This is a genomic window from Sinobacterium norvegicum (genome assembly GCF_923077115.1).
Taxonomy (GTDB): domain Bacteria; phylum Pseudomonadota; class Gammaproteobacteria; order Pseudomonadales; family Sinobacteriaceae; genus Sinobacterium; species Sinobacterium norvegicum.
Window position 1 is genome coordinate 329,758 of record NZ_CAKLPX010000003.1, and the last position, 22,493, is coordinate 352,250.

Genomic DNA, 22,493 nt, shown 5'->3' on the forward strand with positions numbered 1-22,493 from the left:
CGGGGGACGATATGTCTAATCCATATGTGCTGGTATTGTATTATAGTCGCCATGGCGCCACAGCGGCGATGGCTGAGCAGGTTGCCCGAGGCGTTTCGCTACAGGCGGGTGTTGAGGCGAGAGTGAGAACCGTCTCTGCCATTTCCGCTGAGTGTGAGGCGGTTGCCGATGATATTCCCGATGAGGGGCCATTATATTGCAGTCTGGAAGATTTAGCCGGCTGCTGTGGTTTGGTGATGGGCAGCCCGACTCGCTTTGGTAATATGGCCGCCCCGCTGAAATATTTTATCGATTCGACTTCAAACCTGTGGTTAACCGGTGCGATGGCCGGTAAACCGGCGGCATTATTTACTTCCAGTTCTAGTTTGCATGGCGGTCAAGAGTCGACACTGCTGTCGATGATGTTACCGTTGCTGCACCACGGTATGCTTTATATGGGGCTGCCATACAGTGAGGCAGGGTTATTATCCACCACAGCTGGTGGCACGCCCTACGGCGCCTCGCATGTTGGCGGTAAAGATAACACTCGCCGCCTCGATGATACCGAGGCACAGCTTTGCCGTGCTCTCGGGCAAAGGGTTGCCGCCGTGGCCTATCAACTCACCTCCTCGACATAGAGAACGCAATGACAATTGCTAAGAAGCTAACCATTACCCGTTGGGTAAGTATCACCTCCTACGTCGCGCTGATCATATTGCTGGCGTTAAAGAGTTTTTATTTTGCCCCCGAGGAAGCCGCTTTGGCGACTCGTTTTGCCGTGTTTATGTTCAGCACGGTGCCGTTACTGATTTTCATCCCCGGTATGATACAAGATACGCACCGCAGCTATACATGGATATGCTTCGTGGTATTAGGGTATTTTATCTATGCTGTCACGGCGCTGGCGGTGCCCGCAGAAGCAGCCTTGATTGACTGGTTTTACTGCTTTTTAACGGTGACTTTATTTACCTTTGCTATGATGTTTGTGCGTTATAAAAAGTACCATGAAGCGGGCTACGAATAGCGATACGATAAATCTGATAATGATAAAAGGTTTTGTAAGGATATGACTTTAAAGAAAAAACCAGGGATTATTCGCCGAGTTTTCGGCGGTGTATGGGGCTTGGTAACCTGGTTGCGACGCGCCGTGCTTAATATTATTTTTATTGTCATCATCGCTGCGGTATTTTTCGCGCTCAAGGACAGTGAGCAACCCAGCGTTCCCGATGGGGCCGTTGTGGCGATTTCGCCGACCGGTGTATTGGTCGAGCAACGCAGTTATAACGACACTCTTTTTGCGCTGTTCAATCAAGATGAAACCAATGCCGAGGTTGTGCTGAGCGACATTATCGATGCGGTTAACCTCGCTGAAGAAGATGATAATGTGTCGATGATAGTTATGCAGCTCGATAATCTCCGAGGTATGGGCATGACCCATGCCTTTGAGATTTCGCAGGCCATCAGTGACTTCCAGCAGAGCGGCAAGAAGGTACTTTTCCGATCTAACAACTTCTCTCAGTCGACATATTTATTAGCCAGTTTTGCCGACGAGGTGTATCTGCACCCAATGGGTGGTGTCGAATTAAAAGGTTTGGCAGTGTATCGCAGCTACTTTAAGGCGCTGCTGGATAAGCTCTATATTGATTTTCATGTTTTCAGGGTCGGCACTTATAAATCAGCCTTAGAGCCGATGATGCGTAATGATATGAGCGAGGCAGATCGGGCGTCAAACAGTGTTTGGCTGTCCAGTTTATGGCAGCAATACACCACAACCATTGAGGCAAACCGGGCACTAAAACCGGGGCAATTGAATGAATATATTAATAACAGTCATATTTTAATGCAGCAGTTTAACGGTGACAGCGCCAAGCTGGCCCAGCAAATGCATTTAATTGATGATATTAAGAGTCGTGCAGAATATACCGATTATATTTCTACACTGATTGAGGGGGATATCGAAGACCACCTTATCGATTTTCGCGACTACATCGCCCTGTCAGAGGCGCTGAATATGGCTGCGCCGGTCGCCGACAAAATAGCGCTGATCAATGCTGAGGGTAATATTGTTAACGGCCATGAACCCTATGGCGCCATCGGCGGTGATAGCTTGTCGGAGCTTATTGAGCAGGCGGCACAGGATGATTCGGTTAAGGCCTTGGTGCTGCGAATCAACAGCGGCGGCGGCAGTGCCTTTGCCTCAGAGGTAATTCGAGAGCAGATACTGCGTTTTAAGGCGACGGATAAAAAACTAGTGATTTCTATGGGGCCTGTTACCGCCTCCGGTGGTTACTGGATTTCAGCCGATGCCGATGAGATTTGGGCGATGCCGACAACGCTGACAGGCTCGATCGGTATTTTTGCTGCGCTACCCAACATCGAGCGTGGCCTGCGACATATTGGTATCAGTAATGATGGGGTGGCAACGACCGATATTGCGGCGGGGTATCGACCTGACCGAGCCTTGGATGACAAGACCCAGGCGATGATTCAAAGCCAGATTGAAAACGGTTATGAGCGTTTTTTAACCATTGTCGCAGAGGGGCGAGGCATGTCGGTCGAGCAGGTTGAGGTGGTGGCCGAGGGCAGGGTTTGGAGTGGTCAGGATGCCTATGAGAGAGGCCTGGTTGATCAGCTAGGTTCGACCCAGGATGCCATTGCATCGGCGGCTAAATTGGCGGGTGTTGAGGCCTATGAGGTGGAACTGATCAGCCCAATACTCTCAGCCAAGCAGCAATTTATGTTGGAGCTCAGCGGCGCCTCGGCGGCGATCATGCCGATGAGTTTACAGGCCCAGACAATTTCATTATTGCAGATGCTGGGTTTGGAACCTTTGCAAGGACAATCGGCACTGTGGTTTAACAGTCGAGACCCGAAAGGCTTTTACGCACAGTGCACCGAGTGCATGGCGCCATAAGCGAGTCAAAAAGCATAAAAAACGCGGCAACAGGCCGCGTTTTTTATCGTTGATAGGCTTTAGTCATTGACGACGGGGTACTCTTGGCGCCATTGCTCAAAGCCGCCGTCCATGCTGTACACTGGGTTGAATCCCTGTTGTGATAAATATTGGGCAGCACCTTGGCTGCTGTGACCATGGTAGCAATAGACGATCAGCGGCAGTGCTTTATCGGTGTCTTCAACAAATAACTCGAGTGTCGAGTTATTGAGGCTGTGGGCGTTGGCGATATGGCTTTGACGGAAAGAGGCTTCATCGCGAACATCGGCAATGGTGACATTTCCCTCGGCGATAATTTGCTGGGCTTCTTCAATGGAAATACACTCAAAACTCATTTTAATGACCTGGCTTGCGTTTACGTGGGGCCGGATTACAGCGGCTGTGATTATAATTATACCGTCAGAGTTGTTATAGTCACGGGATAAAACACAACATAGTATCCTCACAATAGGCCGATGCCCCTGTCATGCTAAGACGATTACTTGCTTTTAAAACGGTATTGATCGTTCTCTTTGGGTTGCTATTAGCCGGTTGTGAGGGGCTGGGTTATTACTGGCAGGCCGGTGCTGGGCAGCTTGATTTAATGCAGCGCCAAACCCCTATTGATACGGTTGTCGAGGATGGCAATATTGATTCCGCAGTAGCGAGCAAGCTGACTCTGGTTTTGGCTGCCCGGGACTATGCCGAGCAAATGTTATTGTTGCCAGTAGGCGATAGCTACAGCGAATTTGTTCAGTTAGAGGGTGACTATGCCGTATGGAATGTCTATGCCGCCGAGCCCTATTCTGTTGTCAGCTACCGTTGGTGTTATGCCCTTGTTGGCTGTATGGGCTACCGCGGTTATTTTGACCGGCAAGAGGCTGAACAGTATGCGGCCAAGATGGCAGCAGAGGGTTATGAGGTCTTTGTCGGTGGCGTAGCGGCCTACTCGACGCTGGGTTGGTTTGATGACCCAGTAATGTCGAGTTTTACTCGCCGAAGTGATCTGGCGCTGGTCAGTTTATTGTTTCATGAGTTGGCTCATCGCAAGCTGTATATCAAGGGTGATACTGCGTTCAACGAGAGTTATGCCAGTGCGGTGGCCATCATCGGTTTGCAGCAATGGCAGCAGCAGGCGATGTTGTCAGCCCAACAGATCGCTCAGTGGCAGCAGCATCAGCAGCGCAGTAGCGCTTTTCATGCGTTATTGCTCAATTACCGCCAACAATTATCGGTGTTATATCAGCGAGAGGATCTCGATCAATTATTGATGGCGCAGCACAAGGCAACAATTTATGAGCAGTTGACGCGAGATTATCAGCAGTTTCGTCATCAATGGCAGGGTTATTCTGGATATGATCACTGGATGGCCAGCGTCAATAACGCCAAACTGGCCACGGTCGCTGACTATTATATTTGGGTCGATAGTTTTCTTGCGCTCTATCGTCAGTCGGGTAATGACATTGCCGAATTCTATCGTCGAGTCAATGTTCTCAGCCAACGGCCTAAAGAGGATAGAGCGCTACAACTCAGTGAGTTAAAGCAACAGTATCGGCGAGGTGATAGAGTAGGTGGATAGCCGAGTCGTTTGAAGGAATCGTGATGACTATAAAAAAAACACCATCAGTATTTTCCCCGTCTCAGCGGTGGCGTTCGATCGGCTTCGCCGTCGCGGGTCTCATAACGTTGTGGCGCAGTCAGGCAAATGCCCGTTTTCATCTGGCCGTGGCGCTGCTGGTTGTGGTGGCAGGCTTGCTGGCATCGTTGACCGTCGGCGAATGGATGATGATTACCTTCTCTATCGGCTTTGTGATGACGCTGGAGGCTGTGAATACCGCCATCGAATTTTTGGCTGATCGGGTGACGAAAGAACACGATGAGCAGATAAAAAAAGTGAAGGATGTGGCCGCGGCGGCGGTATTACTGGCCAGTATTACCGCCGTCATCCAGGGCGCACTGATCTTTACGCCACATCTTTGGGGGCTGTTATAGTCTTATTATTTCCCCTCAGACCTTTGAGCTATCAGTCGGGCTGTGGGAAAATTGAAACCAAATAAGCACTAGGGTAAAGCAGTGAAAATTGATCAAGAATTTAGCGAACTCATCGAGCTAATTTATCAAGGCGCCTTTGAGGAGTACCCGTGGTCGAGTTTCCTGGCGAGAATGCGCCAATTACTCACTGCAGATTTGGCCGCTATATTTTTGCAACCACCAAAAGAAGGCAGCCGGGTGGTGATGTTGATTGATGGCGGTGTCGATGAGGGTATTAGCTCTTATGAACAAGGCCTCTATAACATCGACCCCTTTATTAATTTACCCAAGGGCGAAGTGAAAACCGTCCACGAGTTAATGACGGTCGAGCAGCTCGAGAACAGCGAATTTTATCATCGCTGTATGCAGCCGAATGATTTGGCGGATTTTATGGGGGCCGACCTGTCGTGTGACCAGTTTGAGGGGCGTTTTCGTCTGGGGCGCTATAGTGATAAGGCATTTTTTAACCGGCGTGAGAAGGAAATTTGTCGGTCGGTATTACCTCATCTTCAGCATGCTATCGCTATTCATGCGGACTTTAATCGACTGGAGTCTGAGCGCCAACTCTATGCCAAGGCGGTTCAGCAAATGTCGGTGGGCAGCATCATCCTCAACGAAGAAGGTCGCGTGCTAGACCATAACAAAACGGCGGAGAATATCTTGGCGATGCACGATGGTTTGACGGTTGTGGAGGGCAAACTTCACCTGGGTTCGGCCAGCCGAAACAGCCAGCTGCAGGGAATCGTTGCCAGGTTATTGAGTGATCAGCGCCTTGGCGAACAGAGTGCGGTGGAGGCAATGCGAGTCATTCGCCCCTCCGGCGGCACAGACTTTGGCTTAATTGTGCGGGCTGTCCCTGTTAACCAATGGTCGGAGGGGAGATCGGTTCCCTCGGTGGCGATTTTTATCTCTGACCCCGAAAGTGAGTCGCCAGCCAGTGTCGATATTATTACCCAGCTATTTGGCTTTACCCCGACCGAGGCCAAACTGGCTCTGTTGATTGCCAATGGTCTGTCGCTCGATGAGGCCTCGGACAGCTTGGGTGTCAGCCGCAATACTGTTCGCACTCACCTGCGTTCAGTTTTTAGCAAGACCGGCGTCACTCGTCAATCGCTGCTGATGCGTTTGATTCTGAAAAGTGTTGCACCCTTGGCCGCGCTGGACTAACACTCCGTTAGCTAACCAAATCGTCATCGACGCTTTGGCTGATCCATGTCAGTCTAGGTGTCTATTTTGTACGCGTATTGTTGCCGCTATCGCTCTGCTATTCATCTAAATAGATGAAAAACATGGCCGCTATCTGTGGCAGACTGATCGCCAAAGTTTTACCACAACCGCAGTTACAATGGCGTCAGTGGGTACAATAACTAATAAATGACAGCACCAATTTTGCAGATTGACGGAGAGAGAAATGAAGGTAAAAAGCCTAGGTTATGTGGTTGTATCATCGACTGATTTAGAAAAATGGTCAGATTACGGTACGCAGGTTGTCGGCATGCAGCAATCGACCTCAATGGCCGATAACGGCTCTGTTTACTTGAAGATGGATCAGCGGCCATTCCGTTATCAAATTGTCCCCGGTGAATACGATGGGCTGTTATTTGCCGGTTGGGATATGGGTAGCGAAGCAGACTTTGTCGCCTGTGTGAACGGCCTTGAAGCGCGTGGTATCGCCTTTGAAAAAATTGATGATGCCGAACAGCTGTCTGCCCGTGCTGTCACTGCACTGGTACGTTTGGCTGACCCCTCTGGCAATCAGTTAGAGCTATATTGGTCGGCAACAGACCTGGCCAGCGATGGTGACTTTACTTCACCGCTTGATCTACAGGGTTTTGTAACCGTTGCAGATGATGGCGTCGACATGGGCTTGGGTCACGTGGTATTACATGCGCCAACTGACTTCGAAGGTGTTCATGACTTCTATCAGGCGCTGGGCTTTACCGATGCCGATATTACCGATATGTCAGCCACAGGCATGGGTAAAATTTATTTTATGCATTGTAATCCTCGTCACCACAGCTTGGCTTTATGGAGTTGGGGCGCACCGTCGCCTGAGACTGATTTTGCACCAAGCCCTGAATCAAAGGCGCCGGGTTGTGTACACCTGATGGCAGAGGTTAAGTCGCTGGGAGAGGTGGGTAGCTGCCTGGATCGTGTTAATGAACGTGAAATTCCTGTGCTATCCAGCCTTGGCGAGCACATTAATGATGAAATGGTGTCGTTCTATATGCTGACGCCGGGTAATTTTGCCCTAGAGTTTGGTCACGATGGTATCCAGTTAGATGACAATTGGCAGACCACGCACAACACCGAGGCTTCAAAATGGGGCCATAAGTGGCAGGGCTAATTCTATTGCTCTCGGCATGAAAAAGGCAGCTTAGGCTGCCTTTTTTGATCTCGATAAGAGCGTACTTATTTGCTGAGGGCCGTTTTGAGTTGCTGTCGAATAGTGCTGAGCTGCTCCAATAATAATTGCCGTTCTTTGTTCGAAAACCCCGCCAGTGCTGTCTGGGCAGAAAATTCGGCCACCTTCGACAGGGTGTCGCTGTGCTGCCATATTTTATCGGTCAGGTAGACTCGCTTGGAGCGCTTGTCTTTGCTGTCAGCTCGGCGGGTAATCCAGCCATTGTTTTCCATATTGGTCATCAGGCTGGCCAGAGCTGATTTTTCGATACTCAGTTGTTCGAGCACTTCTGTTTGTGTCAAACCGTCACGGGGGGCTAACAGCGCTAACACCTGCGCTTGAGCGCGGCTTAAGGTGATTTCACCGTGGAGCCGCAGCTGCTGATTAAACAATTTCTCCTGCAGAATAGAGATATCGCTGATCAGCAGGTTGAGGTTGTTCTCGACCGCCGAGGCGGCTTTGCTGTGGTCTTTCATCAGCCTGTTTGTCGTTTCATTTGAGCTTTGAGTGCATTGGGTAGGCCGTGAATGGTCAGCGTGTCGTTATCCTCATCCCAAATGATGCGCTCACCAAGGGTATTGGAATTGAACGACAGGGTGAACTCTTTATCGCGGCCGGCCATTTTAACCAGAGCCTTGAGTTGCTTGGCGTCGGCGATGACCTCAGGCTTGGGCTTCTCCTCGACTTTCTCGGCGACAAACTGCTGAAACTGCTGTGGCTCATCCTGGTTGATCTGACGAGACAGCTCATCGAGCGCGATGGGCTCGCCGGCCTTGTGTTGGCTCTCGCAGTATTCGAAGGCTTGGCTGCGGACGTCGTGGGCTTTTTCTTCCGGCAGTTGGTGGGCGTAGTTTTGAATGCTATTAATCAATGCCTTGGTGTCAGCATTGGCATTGACGGTACTGGTAAAGCCGATAATGTCTTGCAGGGCCTTAACCAGCTCTTTTTCGAGGCGATAGCTATACATGGTGAGGAATTTATCCTCGTTGGCCTGCCACTGACTGATATTCAAGCGCAGTGCAAAACCGATTTCGCTGAGATTGAGAAATTGGGTGTCATTAATCTCCAGTTGCTCGGAGATTTGCAGGGCCTCTGTCAGTTGAATGCAAAACAGGTAGAGAAACTCTTCCTCGGCAACTTTCTCGCGGCCAAAGACAAAATAGGCGGAGAGTGATTGCTGGGCCTCTTTCAGGCCGTTAAATACTTGCTCGGCGAGCCGTCCTGAGAGAGTTGCTAGGTCACTGTCAGCGCATAGATCGCTGACACTGGCGGCAAATTGCGCCTCCCCCTCGGTGTCGAAGCAGCCGTACTTCTTACCAACGCGGGTGATAAAGTTATGTTTTAACTGGCTGAAGAGTGTCTCGGTCTGGTCGTTAACAGGCAGACATTGGTCGTGGTTGTCGTGGCTGTCAGCCTCGCTGGAGATGTGTTGAATAATACAGGCGTTAAGAGTCATAACCGAAAAATATCCTGGGTCAAAAATGAAAACAGAACCTAGGATTGTCGCATATTTATTCCCAGGGCGTTAGTGGCTATAATCGCAGATTTGACGTTGCCGGCTGGCAACAGGTATGGAGCATTAAGAGGGAGAAAATTATGCAGTGCCCCCAATGTGATGACGGTGACATTCGCTTACTTCGCTACCAAAATGGCTTGGATATTTGGGGTTGTCGCCAGTGTGATTATCAATCGGCGCTGTTGGACTGCCCCAGCTGTGAGCGCCGACTAGTGCGTCGAATAGGTGTTAACAGTTTGGTGGCTGAGGTTTGGGCTTGTTACCACTGTTGTGAGCCTAAGCTGAAGTGTCAGGGTTGTGGTCGCGGCTGGTTGGTGGCTGATGCTGGTGGGTGTGGCTGTGATCAATGCGGCCAGCGCTGGCCGAACATCGACAAGGCCGGTGGTGTGGCGTCGGTGTAACGTGAAGCATAAAAAAGGCGGGCAATAGCCCGCCTTGTCTTTTTTGTCGGATGGATTAGCCGAGGGAGGCGACACTCTTGCTCAACAGGCGCACAAGACGGGTCTGTTTGCTCACGCCGGTCTTGGCGTAGAGTGATTTGAGATGTGTTTTGACGGTATTTTTACTGACGCCCTGGTGGTCGGCAGCCTCTTCAACGCTCATGCCTTCCAAAATTAGCAGTGCCAGATTGGCCTCGGCGTTAGTCAGGCCATAGAGCTGACGTAAAATATCGGCGCCGGTTGCGGTTTGCTGCTCAGGGTCGCTGATAAATATGGCGATAGAGGGGCAGCCCTGAATAAAGTTATTATCGGTGCCACTGACAGAGGCGTTGACGGATTTGATCAAAATACCGAGATCAGAGCGGCCTGAGGGGCGCTGAACACGCAGCGCTTCAACTAGCTGGTTATCTTTGAAGGCTAGCAACGCACGGCAGCGCTCGATGGCTTGATGAAGAATTGCATCGTTGTCGCGATTAGAGAACATCAGTTTGTTTTCTTCGGCACTGATGCCGTCGCGGTCGTTGAGGATGTTGCTGGCAATGCGGTTGCTTTTAATCAGCTTGCCATCTTCATCGAGAATAATAGTACCGAGGCCGAGCTGATCCATTGACGCCTCATAGAGTGCGCGCTCAGACTCAACTTTGACATATTCCTTGTGGAACATCAGTGCGCGCTGAAGATGAGGCAGTAACAGTTCGCATAATTTCTTTTCCTGCTCGGTAAAGTTCAGCGTTCCGTCGGATTTGGCGGCGCATAGTCTGGCTTGTAGTTTTCTACCGCTGCCGTCGTTTTCAAAGGTGTCCGCGCACAGCAGGTGAGCAATCTGTGAGGGGGCCAGACACTTTTGAAAGAACTCGCTGTTAATCATTGTTTCTTTGTTGGCCAGCTCATCGAGGGTGTAAACAGGGCTGTTGGGTGTTTTGCTAACGTGGGGTTCTACAGCATAAAGGCGGTTGCGATAATCGGCGGCAGCAACCTCATCACCGCCGGTGGTGTAGAGCAGACCGCGGTCGCTTTGAGTGGGGAAGCGGCGGACTAATGCGACCACTTTGGCATCGAGTAATAGTTTGAATTGGTTTAAAAAACTCTGCCATGGCGTGCGCTCAAGAGGACCGCGGTAGATGGCGTCGATTAATTCACTGTAATCCGATGTTACTAATTCGTTTGACATTGATGCAGCTTCCTCAAAATTCTGCCATCGAGTATACACCAGCAAATCATTAAACCGATTGCTATTTCGCCTTTGGAGATTAAAAAAACTGCAAGCTCTGTCAATGACTTGTTAGCTGGTGGTGGCAAAAATCGGCTGCGCTATTGGAAAAACGCTTCAAACCCATCGGGTGCAGGGGTTAAGGCGTTGTTGTCATAGTCAAAGGTGAGCATGGCTGTTTTGGCCAGAGCGACTAACCGGCCGCTGCTTTTCTCGCTGATGCGATAGACAAAATCACAGCCGTACTTCTGAAATTCGTTGGCTTGGATCTCGATCTCTAATTGTTCACCATAGCGTGCTTCGCTCTTGTAGGCGACGGCGAGATCGGCATTGATTAGCTGGCTGCCGAGGATGCGCATATTATCGACGCCCTTGTCGGCGAGGTAGCGACATCGGGCTTCGTTTAATAGGCTGATCAGTGCATCGTTGCCTAGGTGGTCGCCACGATTTATGTGGCTGATATGGATGTCTAAGGTGGTGCTGAAATCGAAATAATCGGGTAGCTGTATGTCAATTCTGGCCATAATTCTGTTCTATCGCGGGGTGGGGGGAGAAAATGCAGCCTAGGTCAGACTGCATATTTTGGCGGCTGTTTAGTTGCCGCTGTTGCCGGCATCCAGGAAGGCTGGCTTTTCGCCGCCACCATGGACAGTGACGCTGGAACCCGTGACGTAACTGGACAGGTCGCTGGCAAAATATAGGCAGGTATCGCCGATATCTTCTGGGTTGGCCATGCGGCCAAGAGGGACGGTGGCAGAGACGGCGGCGATGCCGGCGTCATCACCGTAGTGCATGTGGGCTAGCTCGGTCTTAATCAGGCCGGCCACGATGGCGTTTAAGCGAACCTTTGGTGCCCACTCTACCGCCAGTGAGGTGGTGAGATTGAGTAGTCCGGCTTTAGCGGCGCCATAGGCTGCAGTACCTGGTGACGGACGAACGGCGCTGACACTGCAGATGTTCACGATCGAGCCGCCCTCGGGCTGTTGCTGCATAACGGCGTTGGCTATTTGACAGAAGTTCAGTGGCGCTAACAAGTTGAGACGAACAATAGACTCAGAAAAACGCGGTGAAACGGTCGCTGCATCGGCGTTTGGTGCGCCGCCGGCGTTATTGATTAGCACATCAAGGCGGCCAAATTTGGCGACGGTGAAGTCGACGAAAGCTTGGATTTGCTCGACATCACGGACATCGACTGGTTGAAAAACAGCGGTTTTACCGTTGGCACTGGGCAGAGAGTCGGGTTCGCTGCGGCCACAAATGACAACCTCGGCACCGGCTTCAAGAAAACGGGTGGTTATGCCTCGACCAACACCTTTGGTGCCACCGGTGACGATAACAACTTTGCCAGCCATATTTAATGGATTATTCATCAACATACCTAATAATGGTTTTGTTTCTTGTTAAAGCGCTGTTTGAATGGCCTTGAGGGCTATTTTTACAGGCATTAGTGATGACGGCTATGATACCAAATGTTGATCAAAGGCGCATTGGTAGGCGTTCACCCGCGGGGGTGACTTGAGATGGTCTGAGCATCTGCTAACATAGGGGCTTGTCGGTATACATTACACTGTGTATGCCGATCTCGACAGCAGTGCCTGCTAGCTTAATCAAATTTAAGTGATGACAACATTGCAAGATGATAATGATAGAGAGAACTTTGATGACGGATGTAATAAAAACAATTGCTATTTTAGGTGGTACTGGGGATCTAGGCACGGGCTTGGCTCGCCGCTGGGTCCAGGCTGGATATAATGTCGTTATTGGCTCTCGCACCCAAGAAAAGGCCGAACAGGCTGCCACTGAGCTACAAGCATTGATGCAGGAGCGCGGCGTAACTGAAGCCTCGGTGCAGCCAATGGATAATCTCGCGGCTGCCGAAGCCGGTGATATTGTCGTGCTTACTGTCCCCTTCTCGCATCAGATCAGCACCTTGGAATCAGTTAAGTCGTCGTTGGAAAACAAAATTCTTATTGATGTCACCGTGCCATTAGTGCCACCTAAAGTTGGCCGAGTCCAGTTGCCAGAAGGTGGCAGTGCAGGTCAAATCGCTCAGAATTTCTTGGGTGAGCAAACCCAGGTGGTTTCTGCCTTTCAAAACGTTGCTGCCCATCATTTACAGGAAGGTCATGCTCTCGATTGTGATGTGTTAGTATGTGGTGATAAGAAAGTGGCTCGTGAAGCGGTGATCAACTTGGTTGAGGCGGCGGGTATGCGCGGTTTCCACGCAGGACCGATTGCTAACGCCGCGGCAGTAGAAGCCATGACATCGGTTTTGATTACGATCAACCGCCAATACAAGTGCCACGCAGGCATCCGTATCAGCGGTATTGAGCAGTAATCCTTCGATAAGAATAATAGGTAAGGTTGTATCGTGTCTAAGCAGTTTTCAGCCCGTGTGCTGCCGGGGGTGCCTCATGTGCAGCCCGGTGATGATTTATTCACCGTTTGTGTCGATGCCATTACTGCTGCCGGCGTTGTGCCAAGCAGTGGTGATGTGTTGGTGTTGGCTCAGAAAATTGTCTCTAAGTCTGAGGGGCGTTATGCCATTCTCGACGAGGTGATCCCCTCTGCTGAGGCCTTGGCCTGGGCTGAAAAAGTTGACAAAGATCCACGTTTGGTTGAATTGATTTTATCGGAATCGGTCGAGGTGGTGCGGCACCGCCCCGGGGTGATGATTGTGCAACACCGGCTCGGTTATGTGCACGCCAATGCTGGTATTGATCGTTCGAATATTACTGCCGCCGAAGACGGCCGTGAACAGGTCTTGCTTCTACCGGTTAACTCGGACGCCTCGGCAGCGACACTGCGTCAGCGTTTACAGCAGCATTATGACTGCGATATTAAAATTGTTATCGCTGACAGCGCAGGCCGTGCTTGGCGAAATGGTATTACCGGGATGACTATTGGCAGTGCGGGTTTTGCTCCCGTGCAGGATCAAATTGGCGCCGAGGACCTCTACGGTCGTCCGCTTGAAGTCACTACTATTGCGGTGGCTGATGAAATCAGCTGCGCCGCTTCTTTATTAATGGGCCAGGGAAACCAAAGCGCGCCATTGGTGCTGATCAGTGGTCTTGAATTGACGACGGCTGACTGTGGCAGTGAGACGTTGATCCGCGATAAACAAGCGGATTTATTCCGCTAATCAGTGGGTACTTTGTTGTATCGAGGTTATCTTGCGTTGTGATAGTTGCGAAAAGTATCAGGAGATCCCATGAATATTGCTCATGACAAACAAGTGCTGGCTGTTTCTGGCGGTGTTGGCGGTGCAAAGCTGGCCCTTGGCTTGGCGCAGGTATTATCGGCCGAGCAATTAACCATTGTCTCCAATACTGCAGATGATTTTGAGCACCTTGGTTTTTCCATCTCTCCCGATCTAGACACTGTGATGTACACGCTCGCTGGTTTGAATAATAAGGAACTGGGTTGGGGCTTGGCAGGAGAAACGTGGTCTTGTATGGAGTCACTGGCCCATTTCAGCGACCAAACGTGGTTCCGTCTTGGCGATAAAGATCTGGCGACACATATATATCGCAGTGCTGAATTACAAAAGGGTGTGAGTCTTAGCCGCGTGACTGAACAACTGTGTCAATCACTGGCTATTTCACACCGATTATTACCGATGACTGATGATCGGGTACGTACTATGGTGCAAACGGATCAAGGAGCGTTGGCTTTCCAGCATTACTTTGTCCGCGAGCAATGTCGTCCAGTGGTCAGCGGTTTTTACTTTGATGGTATTGAGCAAGCAGCACCGCAGAGCGATGTCGTTGCGTTGTTAGAATCGAGTTCGCTGGCCAGTATTATAATTTGTCCGTCCAACCCCTTTGTCAGCGTCGATCCGCTGCTAAAGTTGGCTGGTGTTGCGGCTAAGATGGCCGCCAATAAGGCGCCTGTCATCGCCATCTCTCCAATTGTTGGTGGCAGTGCGATAAAAGGGCCTGCTGCGAAGATGTTTGCAGAACTTGGTCTTGCGTGCACCTGCGAAGGGGTGGCAGATTTTTATGGCGAGTTATTAGATGGTATGGTGATTGACACCGTCGATGCAGCCTTTCAACCTGCGATAGAGGCAAAGGGAATCCCCTGCCTGGTGACTAACACTGTGATGAAGTCATTACAGGACCGTGCTGAATTAGCGGAGCAGACACTGGCGTTCGCTGAAAAATTATCACAAGGTGCAACATCATCCCGTGCAAAAATTGCAGTGGATGAAGAGGTAGGGTCATGAGTTTAGCCGTTTTAATTCCGACAAAAGCCTTGAACGATGTCAAACAGCGCTTGGCACCGCTGTTAAATGCAGAGCAGCGCCGACGTTTATTTGAGGCCATGCTGCGTGATTTGCTGCAGCAGATAGGTCGGGTCGATAGCGTCAACTCGGTATTATTGATTGGTGGTGATGAGGAAATTGCCAGCATTGCCACTGACAACGGTGCTTACTGGTTGGCCGAGCGCGGTAATGATTTGAATGCTGCTGTCACCCAGGGGGTGGCGGCACTGAAGGCTTCTGGTCGAGGCCAGGTACTGATTTTACATGGTGATTTACCGCTGGCAGGCGCCGATGAGATCAGCCAGTTGATCAGCAGTCATTACCAACAGAACAAACAGATCAGCCTAGTGGCTGATAATGCTGGGCAGGGTACCAATGCACTGTTGGTCAACACCGATTGCGCGGTGGAATTTAGTTATGGCGAGGGCAGCTTGCAGCGCCATGAGGAACAATTTAAAGATCAGGGTATTGACTACCAAACCCTGGGCTTACCGGGTCTTGGCTTTGATATTGATACGCCGAATGACGTCAATCAGCTGGCGCTGATTTTAACGGATTCACCCAGACAGGCGCCGTTAACGTGGATGGTTATTCGCCACTATATTGCCCCGTTACTGATTGATAGCAGCTGTGAACAACGAGAAAGCGCTTAAAAAAGGTGCTGAAATAGGATTACCTGATTAATGAAGATGTTGCAAAAAGAGCTGGCAGACAGCGAAATAATAAGTGAAGCGACAGCCTTAAGTTTGGCCGATATTGATGATACAGCTGCTCTGATGTGTGTGGCGCGTGAGCTTCGCGATCAACATTATGGTCAGCAGATTAGCTATTCCAAAAAAGTGTTTATACCGCTGACCCACCTCTGTCGTGATGTCTGCCATTACTGTACGTTTGCGCAAACGCCGAAGAATTTAGATTCGCCGTTCATGTCGGTGGAAAAAGTATTAGAGCTGACCCGTCAAGGGGCGGCTATGGGTTGTAAGGAAGCGCTGTTTACCCTCGGAGAGCGTCCAGAGCTTCGTTACAACGCCGCGCGTAAAGCGCTGGCTGAGATGGGCTTTGACACCACGTTGCAGTACCTGGCGCACGTTGCCGAAGTGGTGCATCGCGAAACCGGGATGATGCCGCATATCAACGCTGGCTGCATGAGTGATGAAGAAATGCTGGCGTTGCGTAAGACCTCTTTTTCAATGGGAATTATGCTGGAGTCTGCCTCTAGTCGACTGTGTGAAAAGGGGATGCCGCACTACGGTTCACCTGATAAAGACCCTGTCGTGAGAATGCAGACCATCGATCGTGCCGGCCGCCATAAAGTGCCCTTCACGTCGGGTATTCTCATCGGCATCGGTGAAACGCGTTTAGAGCGAATTGAGTCATTGCTGACACTGCGTCGTAGCCACTTACAATACGGCCAGCTGCAGGAAGTGATTATTCAAAACTTCCGCGCCAAAGAAGGCACCTTGATGTCGCAGGCACCGGAGCCTGATCTCAATGAGTTGCTGTGGACGATTGCCGTTGCCAAGATTATTTTTGGTGCCGAGATGAGTGTACAGGCGCCGCCAAATTTGAGCCCGGGTGTGTTAGAAAACCTGGTGAATGCTGGGATTAATGATTGGGGCGGCGTATCGCCGCTGACCCCTGATTTTGTCAACCCAGAAGCGCCTTGGCCGCAATTAGAAAAACTAAAACGTGAGAGTGCCGCCGCCGGTAAAATCTTGGTGGAGCGTTTAACGATATACCCCCAGTATGCTGCTGATAAGCCGCAGTGGTTGGACCCGAGTTTACATCGCAGCCTTTTTGAGGTGACCGATAGCTTCTCTCAACCCCGTACCGATAATTGGGCTACTGGCTCAGATAACACTCCGCCAAAAGAGGTTTTAGCGTTATTAGCAACGCCGGCAAACCCCTCTTTAGTCGGTGATGATCTTGTCACTATTATTGAACGTGCTAAACAACAGCAGACATTGACAGAGAAAGAGATTGTCCGCTTGTTCAGTGCCCGTGGTGACGAGGCCGGATATGTCTGTCAGCAAGCCGATCAACTACGCCAACAGGTCAATGGCGATACGGTGACTTATGCAGTAAACCGTAATATAAATTATACCAATATTTGTTATTTTAAATGTAAGTTTTGCGCCTTCTCAAAGGGTAAGACCCACGAGGATCTACGCGGTAAACCCTATGATATATCGCTAGAGGAACTGCAGCGCCGTACAACGGAAGCTTGGCAGCGCGGTGCCACAGAGGTTTGTCTACAGGGTGGCATACACCCTGACTATACTGGTGATACATATTTAAGTATTTGTCGAGCGGTAAAGGCGGCAGTGCCAGAGATGCATATTCATGCCTTCTCACCCCTGGAGGTTTCTCAGGGTGCGCAAACTCTGGGGCTCTCTCTGAAAGATTTTTTACTGCAATTAAAAGATGCCGGGCTTTCAACACTGCCGGGTACTGCTGCGGAAATTCTCGATGACGAGGTTCGGGCCACACTGTGCAGTGACAAGCTGACCAGTGATGAGTGGTTGGAGGTGATTGAGACAGCTCATAGTGTCGGACTTAAAACCACAGCGACGATTATGTATGGTCATATCGAACAACCCAAACACTGGGCGCGTCACCTGCTTAAGATCCGTGCGTTGCAGCAACGCACCGGTATGATGACCGAGTTTGTACCGCTGCCCTTCGTCGGAAAAGAGGCGCCGATGTATTTGCGCGGTCATTCACGCCCGGGGCCGACTTTTATCGAATCAGTCATGATGCATGCGGTGGCCAGAATCGTTTTTCATGGCTTGATTGATAATATCCAAACCTCCTGGGTGAAAATGGGGCGCAAGGGGGTTGAGGCCTGTCTCAATGCCGGTGCCAATGACCTCGGTGGTTCACTGATGAACGAGTCAATTACCCGCGCTGCCGGTGCTGATGTTGGCCAAGAGTGGTCACCTGATATCATGCAGTCGGTGATTGCAGAGGTGGCGAGAAGCCCCCGTCAACGCAATACCATTTACGGTGATGTCAGCACCGAACGCATAGTTGCGGCCGCGCAGGCAGCAATATTAACAGAGACAATTAACGATATGTCGTCGAAGTCTGATACCTTCGATTCAGCTTTGATTGTGAAGGCGGGCTAAAAACACCTAACATACTGTTGCACGGGGTGCTGCCCACATACTGTGGTTGCCGACCATTATCAAGCCTGTCGATATTGGCTTTGTTATTAACTTGAAGGTGGTGCATTGGACTCAATCACTCAGGCAGTATTAGGTGCGGCAGTGGCAGGCGCTGTTGCAGGCAGGCAGTGCAATGGCAAGGTGTTAGCTGCCGGGGCAATGCTGGGCACGCTGCCCGATCTCGATGTCTTTATCGATTACGGCACTGATCTGGCCAACACAGTGAATCACCGCGGCTTTAGTCATTCACTTTTTGTGCTGCTACCCTTTTCTTTATTGTTGTCGTGGCTGTTGCGATGCAATGCCAAACTGGCTGAGTACTGGCCTTTTAAAAAACTGTTCACCCTTGTTGCTCTGGCGCTGATTACCCACCCTTTACTCGATAGTTTTACCACTTATGGCACCCATTTATTCTGGCCGCTAGACCGTCCCAGTGTGATGATTTCGAGTATATTTATTATCGATTTATTTTATACCGTACCGCTTATTATTGCGGTTATCTGGGCGAAGTTTAGCCAGCACAAAGCGGTTGCTTGCCGCTGGGGTTTAGCCGTTTCGTCGGCTTACTTAGTCTGGACTGTGGTGGCACAGCAATTAATAATTATTCGTGTTGAGCATCAATTGGCTGATACCGAGCTGGCCGGTCGGCCGCTTTTGGTCACCCCAACGCCGTTTAATTCGCTGCTTTGGCGGGCCTTGGTGCTGGGCGATAACACGTATTGGGAGGGAACCAGCTCGTTTCTTGACCAGGACGGTTATATTCGCTTTGTTCAGTATGATCGTGGCTTGCCACCGGCTCAGGCCCGTTTTCCAACGCTGGCTGTATTCGACCGCTTCGCCCACGGCTTTGTCAGCTATCAGCTGGAGGGTGAGTATTTTAAGGCGACCGACCTTCGGCTGGGGATGGCAGAGTCCAATCCATTTGCTTTTTATTTGGCGGAATACAGCCAGGGTCAATGGCGTGAAATTACGCCGGTCACGGTACCCCGTCATGTCGCTGTTACTGAGGTCTTACCCCGCTTATGGCAACGCATGCTGGGTGATCAGACTATTCCGCCATCTCTGAACTGACGAAGATATTATGGTTTATCAGCTAAGGCCTTATCAACAGGATGCCGTGGATGCCACTCTCAAACACTTTAGGCAAACCGATGACCCCGCGGTGATTGTGCTGCCCACAGGTGCAGGCAAAAGCCTCGTGATTGCAGAGTTGGCTAAAATAGCGCGGGGAAAGCTATTAATTCTGGCTCACGTGAAAGAGCTGGTTGAGCAAAACCATGAGAAATACCAGAGTTATGGCCTGACGGCTGGGATTTATTCCGCAGGGCTGCAACAGAAGAATAGGCAGCATCAAATTACCTTTGCCAGTATTCAGTCAGTGGCGCGCAACCTCGATGACTTTAATGATGAATATTCACTGGTCATAGTCGATGAGTGCCACCGAGTCAGCCACAGTCATCACAACGTTGACAGCGATGATCCATCAACCAGTCAATATTACCTGTTGCTGAAACAGCTGCGCACGGTAAACCCTCGATTAAAGCTGTTAGGTTTAACAGCAACACCATATCGCATGGGCTTGGGCTGGGTTTATCGTCATCACTATCATGGTTTTTTAAGAGCGCAGCAGCCGAGGCCATTTGAGCGTTGTATCTATGAATTACCGCTGCGATATATGATTAAAAACGGTTTTTTGACCGAACCAAAAATCATTGATGCGGCGATTAGTCAGTATGATTTTTCACAGTTAAAGACTTCTGCTTCCGGCGCCTATTCATCGACTGAGATGAATAGCTTGCTGGCAAAACATCCGCGTGTAACAGAGTCGATTGTTGAGCAGGTTGTGATGTTAGCTCAACAGCATCGCCGTCAGGGTGTGATGATTTTTGCCGCCACGGTTGAACATGCTAAGGAGATCTGCGGCTATTTAGCCGCCTTCAACCCCGCCTTGATTACCGGTCAAACAGCCAGCGATGAGCGTGAACGACTAATTACTGCTTTCAAGTGTCGAGAGATAGTGTATTTGGTTAATGTCTCTGTTTTAACCACCGGTTTCGATGCTCCCCATGTTGATATGATTGCGCTGTTACGACCAACGGCTTCGGTTAGCCTGTTTCAGCAGATTGTTGGTCGTGGGCTGCGTTTGAGTGAGGGTAAAAATGATTGCCTGGTCATTGATTATGCGGCCAATGGGTTTGATTTATTCTACCCTGAGGTAGGCGAGAAAAAGCCCAGCAGCGACAGTGTTCCTGTCATGGTAAGTTGTCCTTGCTGTGATTTTGCCAATACATTTTGGGGCAAGCAGGATGACGAGGGGCATATCATCGAGCACTATGGCAGGCGCTGCTGGGGCATGGAGGAAGACGAGAAGGGGGAGGTAACAGCTTGTGATTACCGTTTTCGCTTTAAGCAATGTAACAGTTGTGGCGCCGAAAACGATATTGCAGCCAGGTCTTGCCGTCAGTGTGGGGAGGCGATTGTAGACCCTGATAACAAGCTCAAAGATGCCTTGAGACTGAGAGACTACCGAGTTATTCGTTGCGCCGGTGCGACGTTTAGCGAGCAAGATGGACGGCTAAAAATTGTCTATTACGATGAGGACGGAACAGAGCTGAGTGAGAGTTTTGATTTTTCCAATCGAGGACAAAGAGCAGTCTTCAATCAGCTGTTTGGCCGGCGTTTCAATCAGGGAGTGGAACCGTTGATATTTGCCACCCATCAACAGGTAGTTGAACGTTCGGTTTTCTTTACAGCGCCAGATTTTGTCATCGCGAAAAAGAAGGGTAATTTTTGGCGAATTCAGGAGAAAATTTTTGACTATCATGGCGCATATCGACAAGCCAATCAGCTTCAGTAATTCTTTATTTCAAATCGCGATAGATAAGTCATTTAATAGTTTAAAGTTCACGCCAATAAACGACGAGATAGTTTACAGTGAACATATTGGTTGTGGATTGTGATAACCATTTAAGCTCATGAATAAATTGTATTTTTCAATTTTGGCTTGCAGCTTGCTATTCCTTTTATACCTATAACGGAAGTTAGGTTTGTTAATTTTATAAGGGAATAAGTAATGAAATATTTTGTTTTTCAAGCGTCTTCAGCGCTGTTGTTATCGGCACTATCCACAGCTTCTGCAACGGCAGATTATGTCGATTTCACCGGTCTGGGCAGTATCAATAATACCACGTCAAGTTATAGCCAATTATCCAATGGCGGTGTATCTGTGACCGCCGATGCTGGACATTACAATATTGGTAGTTACAGCCTGGATGGTTTTGGTGTTCATAAGGGCGGGATCAATTTGCCTGGCTTACAAAATGGTGAAACCTTGGGTTTTAGTTTCAATCAGTCGGTTAATATTACGGGGATTAAATTTCGCCAATGGGAGGGGCCGGATAAGGCAATATTATCAGGAGTTTTTGGTTCGTTGACGCTGGACAGTGATAGTTGTGCTTTTTGTAGCTCGCAAAGCTTTGGCCTAAATATCCAAGGTATTTCCTCCTTCGATGTCAGTGGTGCCAGCAGCTTATCTGTCTTCTTGGTCGAAGGCATTAGTTTTGATGCGGTGGCGGCTGTGCCAGTCCCTGCCAGCGCGTGGTTGTTTGGCAGTTCGTTGTTGGGCTTGGCCAGTCTTATTCGTAGAAAGAGGCGGGTGCTCTTGTCGTAGCGCGTATTGATGGGCCTTGGCGAATTGCTAAGGCCCTGCCTGTTTTATGCTGCGGTTTCTTTGGCGAGGGCTCGCTGGTAAGCGGGGCGTGCTTGGCCGCGGGCTAGATAGTCCTGTAGGTTCTGCTGGTTGAGCGCTTGACCGAAGGCGGCACCCCATTGCAGAGTTTGCAGTAGTAAAATATCGGCGGCGGAGAACTGATCACCGAGGATATATTGTTGTTGGCCAAGGCCATCACTGAGCAACGCCAGTGCTTGTTGATACTCCCAAGCCGCTGTTGGCATGATTTCCTTGACCCGGTGCTCCTTGGGTAAGACAAATTTATGTTTGCCAATATTCCATAGCGGTTGCTCGAGTTCACAGAGTGCAAAATAGCACCAGCGGTCATACAGTGCTCTTTCGGCCGTGGCAAAGGGGGGGGTTAGCTTGCCGGGGGCGTATTTATCGGCCAAATAGTTGGCGATTGCGCCAGATTCAGTCAGTGTGAAGCCATTGTCTGCGATCGCGGGTATTTTACCTCCGGGATGGATGCGTCTATGGGCTTCTCCCTTATGCTCTCCCTCAGCTAAATTGACCTGTTGAAATTGATAGTCAAGCCCCAGCTCTTCAGCAAGCCAGGTTGTGCGCAGCGAGCGAGTATTGGTGTGACCGTAGATGGTTAGCATAAAAGCCTCGATGAATATTTTTGTTTTTGAGTCAGGGCTCTAAGCGTAACAAAAAACCTCGATATTGACGACCGGGTCTCATAGTCAAGGCTCGTTGTCGTTATTGTCGTTCTGCCGCATTGTCGTCGCTGTTCACTAATTCATTAATCCCCTGCCATGAATACATCCAAAGGTGTTAACTAGAAAGGGTGAAATGTTCGGCAAGCGGTGTTGAC

The 22,493-nt window shown here is 50.0% G+C and carries 23 protein-coding genes; 16 read left to right on the forward strand and 7 right to left on the reverse strand.

The annotated features are described in order from the left end of the window. Positions 1 to 11 precede the first annotated feature (11 nt). The 3 genes from wrbA to sppA are packed head-to-tail and all read left to right on the forward strand — an operon-like array spanning position 12 to position 2,893. Complete coding sequence (gene wrbA / locus L9P87_RS13485; protein WP_237445266.1) at positions 12 to 617, forward strand: NAD(P)H:quinone oxidoreductase; 606 nt, start codon at positions 12 to 14, stop codon at positions 615 to 617. 8 nt (positions 618 to 625) lie between these two features. Then, positions 626 to 1,003, forward strand: a complete 378-nt coding sequence (locus L9P87_RS13490) for a DUF2069 domain-containing protein (protein ID WP_237445267.1) — start codon at positions 626 to 628, stop codon at positions 1,001 to 1,003. 42 nt (positions 1,004 to 1,045) lie between these two features. Next, a complete protein-coding gene (gene sppA / locus L9P87_RS13495) occupies positions 1,046 to 2,893 on the forward strand; it encodes a signal peptide peptidase SppA (RefSeq protein ID WP_237445268.1) in 1,848 nt (615 codons plus the stop codon). Between the two features lie 59 nt (positions 2,894 to 2,952). On the opposite strand, the gene glpE is transcribed toward sppA, so the two are convergent. Further along, complete coding sequence (gene glpE / locus L9P87_RS13500; RefSeq protein ID WP_237445269.1) at positions 2,953 to 3,267, reverse strand: thiosulfate sulfurtransferase GlpE; 315 nt, start codon at positions 3,265 to 3,267, stop codon at positions 2,953 to 2,955. Between the two features lie 131 nt (positions 3,268 to 3,398). Here glpE and L9P87_RS13505 point away from each other — a divergent pair, with 131 nt between their 5' ends. From L9P87_RS13505 to L9P87_RS13520, 4 genes are all read left to right on the forward strand, one after another. Further along, on the forward strand, positions 3,399 to 4,490 hold the full coding sequence (locus L9P87_RS13505) for an aminopeptidase (protein ID WP_237445270.1): 1,092 nt from the start codon (positions 3,399 to 3,401) through the stop codon (positions 4,488 to 4,490). 23 nt (positions 4,491 to 4,513) lie between these two features. Continuing rightward, positions 4,514 to 4,903 carry a diacylglycerol kinase gene (locus L9P87_RS13510; protein WP_237445271.1) on the forward strand — a complete coding sequence of 130 codons (390 nt, stop codon included), beginning with the start codon at positions 4,514 to 4,516 and terminating at the stop codon, positions 4,901 to 4,903. 81 nt (positions 4,904 to 4,984) lie between these two features. Beyond that, on the forward strand, positions 4,985 to 6,109 hold the full coding sequence (locus tag L9P87_RS13515) for a helix-turn-helix transcriptional regulator (protein ID WP_237445272.1): 1,125 nt from the start codon (positions 4,985 to 4,987) through the stop codon (positions 6,107 to 6,109). A gap of 244 nt (positions 6,110 to 6,353) precedes the next feature. After that, positions 6,354 to 7,289, forward strand: a complete 936-nt coding sequence (locus L9P87_RS13520) for a VOC family protein (protein WP_237445273.1) — start codon at positions 6,354 to 6,356, stop codon at positions 7,287 to 7,289. A gap of 65 nt (positions 7,290 to 7,354) precedes the next feature. On the opposite strand, the gene L9P87_RS13525 is transcribed toward L9P87_RS13520, so the two are convergent. Both L9P87_RS13525 and L9P87_RS13530 read right to left on the reverse strand, forming a co-directional pair. Next, positions 7,355 to 7,822 carry a MarR family winged helix-turn-helix transcriptional regulator gene (locus L9P87_RS13525; RefSeq protein WP_237445274.1) on the reverse strand — a complete coding sequence of 156 codons (468 nt, stop codon included), beginning with the start codon at positions 7,820 to 7,822 and terminating at the stop codon, positions 7,355 to 7,357. Further along, a complete protein-coding gene (locus tag L9P87_RS13530) occupies positions 7,822 to 8,802 on the reverse strand; it encodes a nucleoid-associated protein (RefSeq protein ID WP_237445275.1) in 981 nt (326 codons plus the stop codon). The genes L9P87_RS13525 and L9P87_RS13530 overlap by 1 nt, the downstream gene beginning before the upstream one ends. 140 nt (positions 8,803 to 8,942) lie before the next feature. Between L9P87_RS13530 and L9P87_RS13535 the strand changes: the two genes are divergently transcribed. Further along, positions 8,943 to 9,263: a hypothetical protein gene (locus L9P87_RS13535; protein ID WP_237445276.1), complete on the forward strand. Its 321-nt coding sequence runs from the start codon at positions 8,943 to 8,945 to the stop codon at positions 9,261 to 9,263. A gap of 55 nt (positions 9,264 to 9,318) precedes the next feature. Here the strand turns inward: L9P87_RS13535 and L9P87_RS13540 are convergent, their stop codons facing one another. From L9P87_RS13540 to L9P87_RS13550, 3 genes are all read right to left on the reverse strand, one after another. After that, positions 9,319 to 10,473 (reverse strand): LuxR C-terminal-related transcriptional regulator, encoded by a 1,155-nt coding sequence (locus L9P87_RS13540; protein WP_237445277.1) that lies wholly within the window; start codon positions 10,471 to 10,473, stop codon positions 9,319 to 9,321. Between the two features lie 140 nt (positions 10,474 to 10,613). Then, positions 10,614 to 11,036 (reverse strand): acyl-CoA thioesterase, encoded by a 423-nt coding sequence (locus L9P87_RS13545; RefSeq protein WP_237445278.1) that lies wholly within the window; start codon positions 11,034 to 11,036, stop codon positions 10,614 to 10,616. A 69-nt stretch (positions 11,037 to 11,105) separates the two neighbouring features. Next, positions 11,106 to 11,882, reverse strand: coding sequence for an SDR family oxidoreductase (locus tag L9P87_RS13550; protein ID WP_237445279.1), 777 nt, complete (start codon positions 11,880 to 11,882; stop codon positions 11,106 to 11,108). A 290-nt stretch (positions 11,883 to 12,172) separates the two neighbouring features. Here L9P87_RS13550 and npdG point away from each other — a divergent pair, with 290 nt between their 5' ends. The 8 genes from npdG to L9P87_RS13590 all read left to right on the forward strand — a co-directional run bounded on the left by npdG (position 12,173) and on the right by L9P87_RS13590 (position 21,613). Continuing rightward, positions 12,173 to 12,850: an NADPH-dependent F420 reductase gene (gene npdG, locus L9P87_RS13555; protein ID WP_237445280.1), complete on the forward strand. Its 678-nt coding sequence runs from the start codon at positions 12,173 to 12,175 to the stop codon at positions 12,848 to 12,850. A 33-nt stretch (positions 12,851 to 12,883) separates the two neighbouring features. After that, entirely contained in the window at positions 12,884 to 13,654 is a 771-nt protein-coding gene (cofE, locus tag L9P87_RS13560) for a coenzyme F420-0:L-glutamate ligase (protein WP_237445281.1), read from the forward strand. A gap of 69 nt (positions 13,655 to 13,723) precedes the next feature. Next, complete coding sequence (gene cofD, locus L9P87_RS13565; RefSeq protein WP_237445282.1) at positions 13,724 to 14,737, forward strand: 2-phospho-L-lactate transferase; 1,014 nt, start codon at positions 13,724 to 13,726, stop codon at positions 14,735 to 14,737. Further along, positions 14,734 to 15,429 (forward strand): 2-phospho-L-lactate guanylyltransferase, encoded by a 696-nt coding sequence (gene cofC, locus L9P87_RS13570; protein ID WP_237445283.1) that lies wholly within the window; start codon positions 14,734 to 14,736, stop codon positions 15,427 to 15,429. Before cofD ends, cofC begins: the two co-directional genes overlap by 4 nt. Before the next feature lie 30 nt (positions 15,430 to 15,459). Next, on the forward strand, positions 15,460 to 17,904 hold the full coding sequence (cofH, locus tag L9P87_RS13575) for a 5-amino-6-(D-ribitylamino)uracil--L-tyrosine 4-hydroxyphenyl transferase CofH (protein ID WP_237445284.1): 2,445 nt from the start codon (positions 15,460 to 15,462) through the stop codon (positions 17,902 to 17,904). A 105-nt stretch (positions 17,905 to 18,009) separates the two neighbouring features. Continuing rightward, positions 18,010 to 19,014 carry a metal-dependent hydrolase gene (locus L9P87_RS13580; RefSeq protein ID WP_237445285.1) on the forward strand — a complete coding sequence of 335 codons (1,005 nt, stop codon included), beginning with the start codon at positions 18,010 to 18,012 and terminating at the stop codon, positions 19,012 to 19,014. Between the two features lie 10 nt (positions 19,015 to 19,024). Next, entirely contained in the window at positions 19,025 to 20,800 is a 1,776-nt protein-coding gene (gene radD, locus L9P87_RS13585) for a DNA repair helicase RadD (protein ID WP_237445286.1), read from the forward strand. Positions 20,801 to 21,016: 216 nt separating this feature from the next. After that, complete coding sequence (locus tag L9P87_RS13590; RefSeq protein WP_237445287.1) at positions 21,017 to 21,613, forward strand: VPLPA-CTERM sorting domain-containing protein; 597 nt, start codon at positions 21,017 to 21,019, stop codon at positions 21,611 to 21,613. A gap of 44 nt (positions 21,614 to 21,657) precedes the next feature. Here the strand turns inward: L9P87_RS13590 and L9P87_RS13595 are convergent, their stop codons facing one another. Beyond that, complete coding sequence (locus L9P87_RS13595) at positions 21,658 to 22,278, reverse strand: glutathione S-transferase family protein (RefSeq protein ID WP_237445288.1); 621 nt, start codon at positions 22,276 to 22,278, stop codon at positions 21,658 to 21,660. Positions 22,279 to 22,493 lie beyond the last annotated feature (215 nt).

Excerpts from the sequence above, each read along its gene's own strand:
- wrbA (WP_237445266.1), top strand. The coding sequence starts at position 12 with ATGTCTAATCCATATGTGCTGGTATTGTATTATAGTCGCCATGGCGCC.
- L9P87_RS13490 (WP_237445267.1), top strand. The coding sequence starts at position 626 with ATGACAATTGCTAAGAAGCTAACCATTACCCGTTGGGTAAGTATCACC.
- sppA (WP_237445268.1), top strand. The coding sequence starts at position 1,046 with ATGACTTTAAAGAAAAAACCAGGGATTATTCGCCGAGTTTTCGGCGGT.
- glpE (WP_237445269.1), bottom strand. The coding sequence starts at position 3,267 with ATGAGTTTTGAGTGTATTTCCATTGAAGAAGCCCAGCAAATTATCGCC.
- L9P87_RS13505 (WP_237445270.1), top strand. The coding sequence starts at position 3,399 with ATGCTAAGACGATTACTTGCTTTTAAAACGGTATTGATCGTTCTCTTT.
- L9P87_RS13510 (WP_237445271.1), top strand. The coding sequence starts at position 4,514 with ATGACTATAAAAAAAACACCATCAGTATTTTCCCCGTCTCAGCGGTGG.
- L9P87_RS13520 (WP_237445273.1), top strand. The coding sequence starts at position 6,354 with ATGAAGGTAAAAAGCCTAGGTTATGTGGTTGTATCATCGACTGATTTA.
- L9P87_RS13525 (WP_237445274.1), bottom strand. The coding sequence starts at position 7,822 with ATGAAAGACCACAGCAAAGCCGCCTCGGCGGTCGAGAACAACCTCAAC.
- L9P87_RS13530 (WP_237445275.1), bottom strand. The coding sequence starts at position 8,802 with ATGACTCTTAACGCCTGTATTATTCAACACATCTCCAGCGAGGCTGAC.
- L9P87_RS13535 (WP_237445276.1), top strand. The coding sequence starts at position 8,943 with ATGCAGTGCCCCCAATGTGATGACGGTGACATTCGCTTACTTCGCTAC.
- L9P87_RS13540 (WP_237445277.1), bottom strand. The coding sequence starts at position 10,473 with ATGTCAAACGAATTAGTAACATCGGATTACAGTGAATTAATCGACGCC.
- L9P87_RS13545 (WP_237445278.1), bottom strand. The coding sequence starts at position 11,036 with ATGGCCAGAATTGACATACAGCTACCCGATTATTTCGATTTCAGCACC.
- L9P87_RS13550 (WP_237445279.1), bottom strand. The coding sequence starts at position 11,882 with ATGAATAATCCATTAAATATGGCTGGCAAAGTTGTTATCGTCACCGGT.
- npdG (WP_237445280.1), top strand. The coding sequence starts at position 12,173 with ATGACGGATGTAATAAAAACAATTGCTATTTTAGGTGGTACTGGGGAT.
- cofD (WP_237445282.1), top strand. The coding sequence starts at position 13,724 with ATGAATATTGCTCATGACAAACAAGTGCTGGCTGTTTCTGGCGGTGTT.
- cofC (WP_237445283.1), top strand. The coding sequence starts at position 14,734 with ATGAGTTTAGCCGTTTTAATTCCGACAAAAGCCTTGAACGATGTCAAA.
- cofH (WP_237445284.1), top strand. The coding sequence starts at position 15,460 with ATGAAGATGTTGCAAAAAGAGCTGGCAGACAGCGAAATAATAAGTGAA.
- radD (WP_237445286.1), top strand. The coding sequence starts at position 19,025 with ATGGTTTATCAGCTAAGGCCTTATCAACAGGATGCCGTGGATGCCACT.
- L9P87_RS13590 (WP_237445287.1), top strand. The coding sequence starts at position 21,017 with ATGAAATATTTTGTTTTTCAAGCGTCTTCAGCGCTGTTGTTATCGGCA.
- L9P87_RS13595 (WP_237445288.1), bottom strand. The coding sequence starts at position 22,278 with ATGCTAACCATCTACGGTCACACCAATACTCGCTCGCTGCGCACAACC.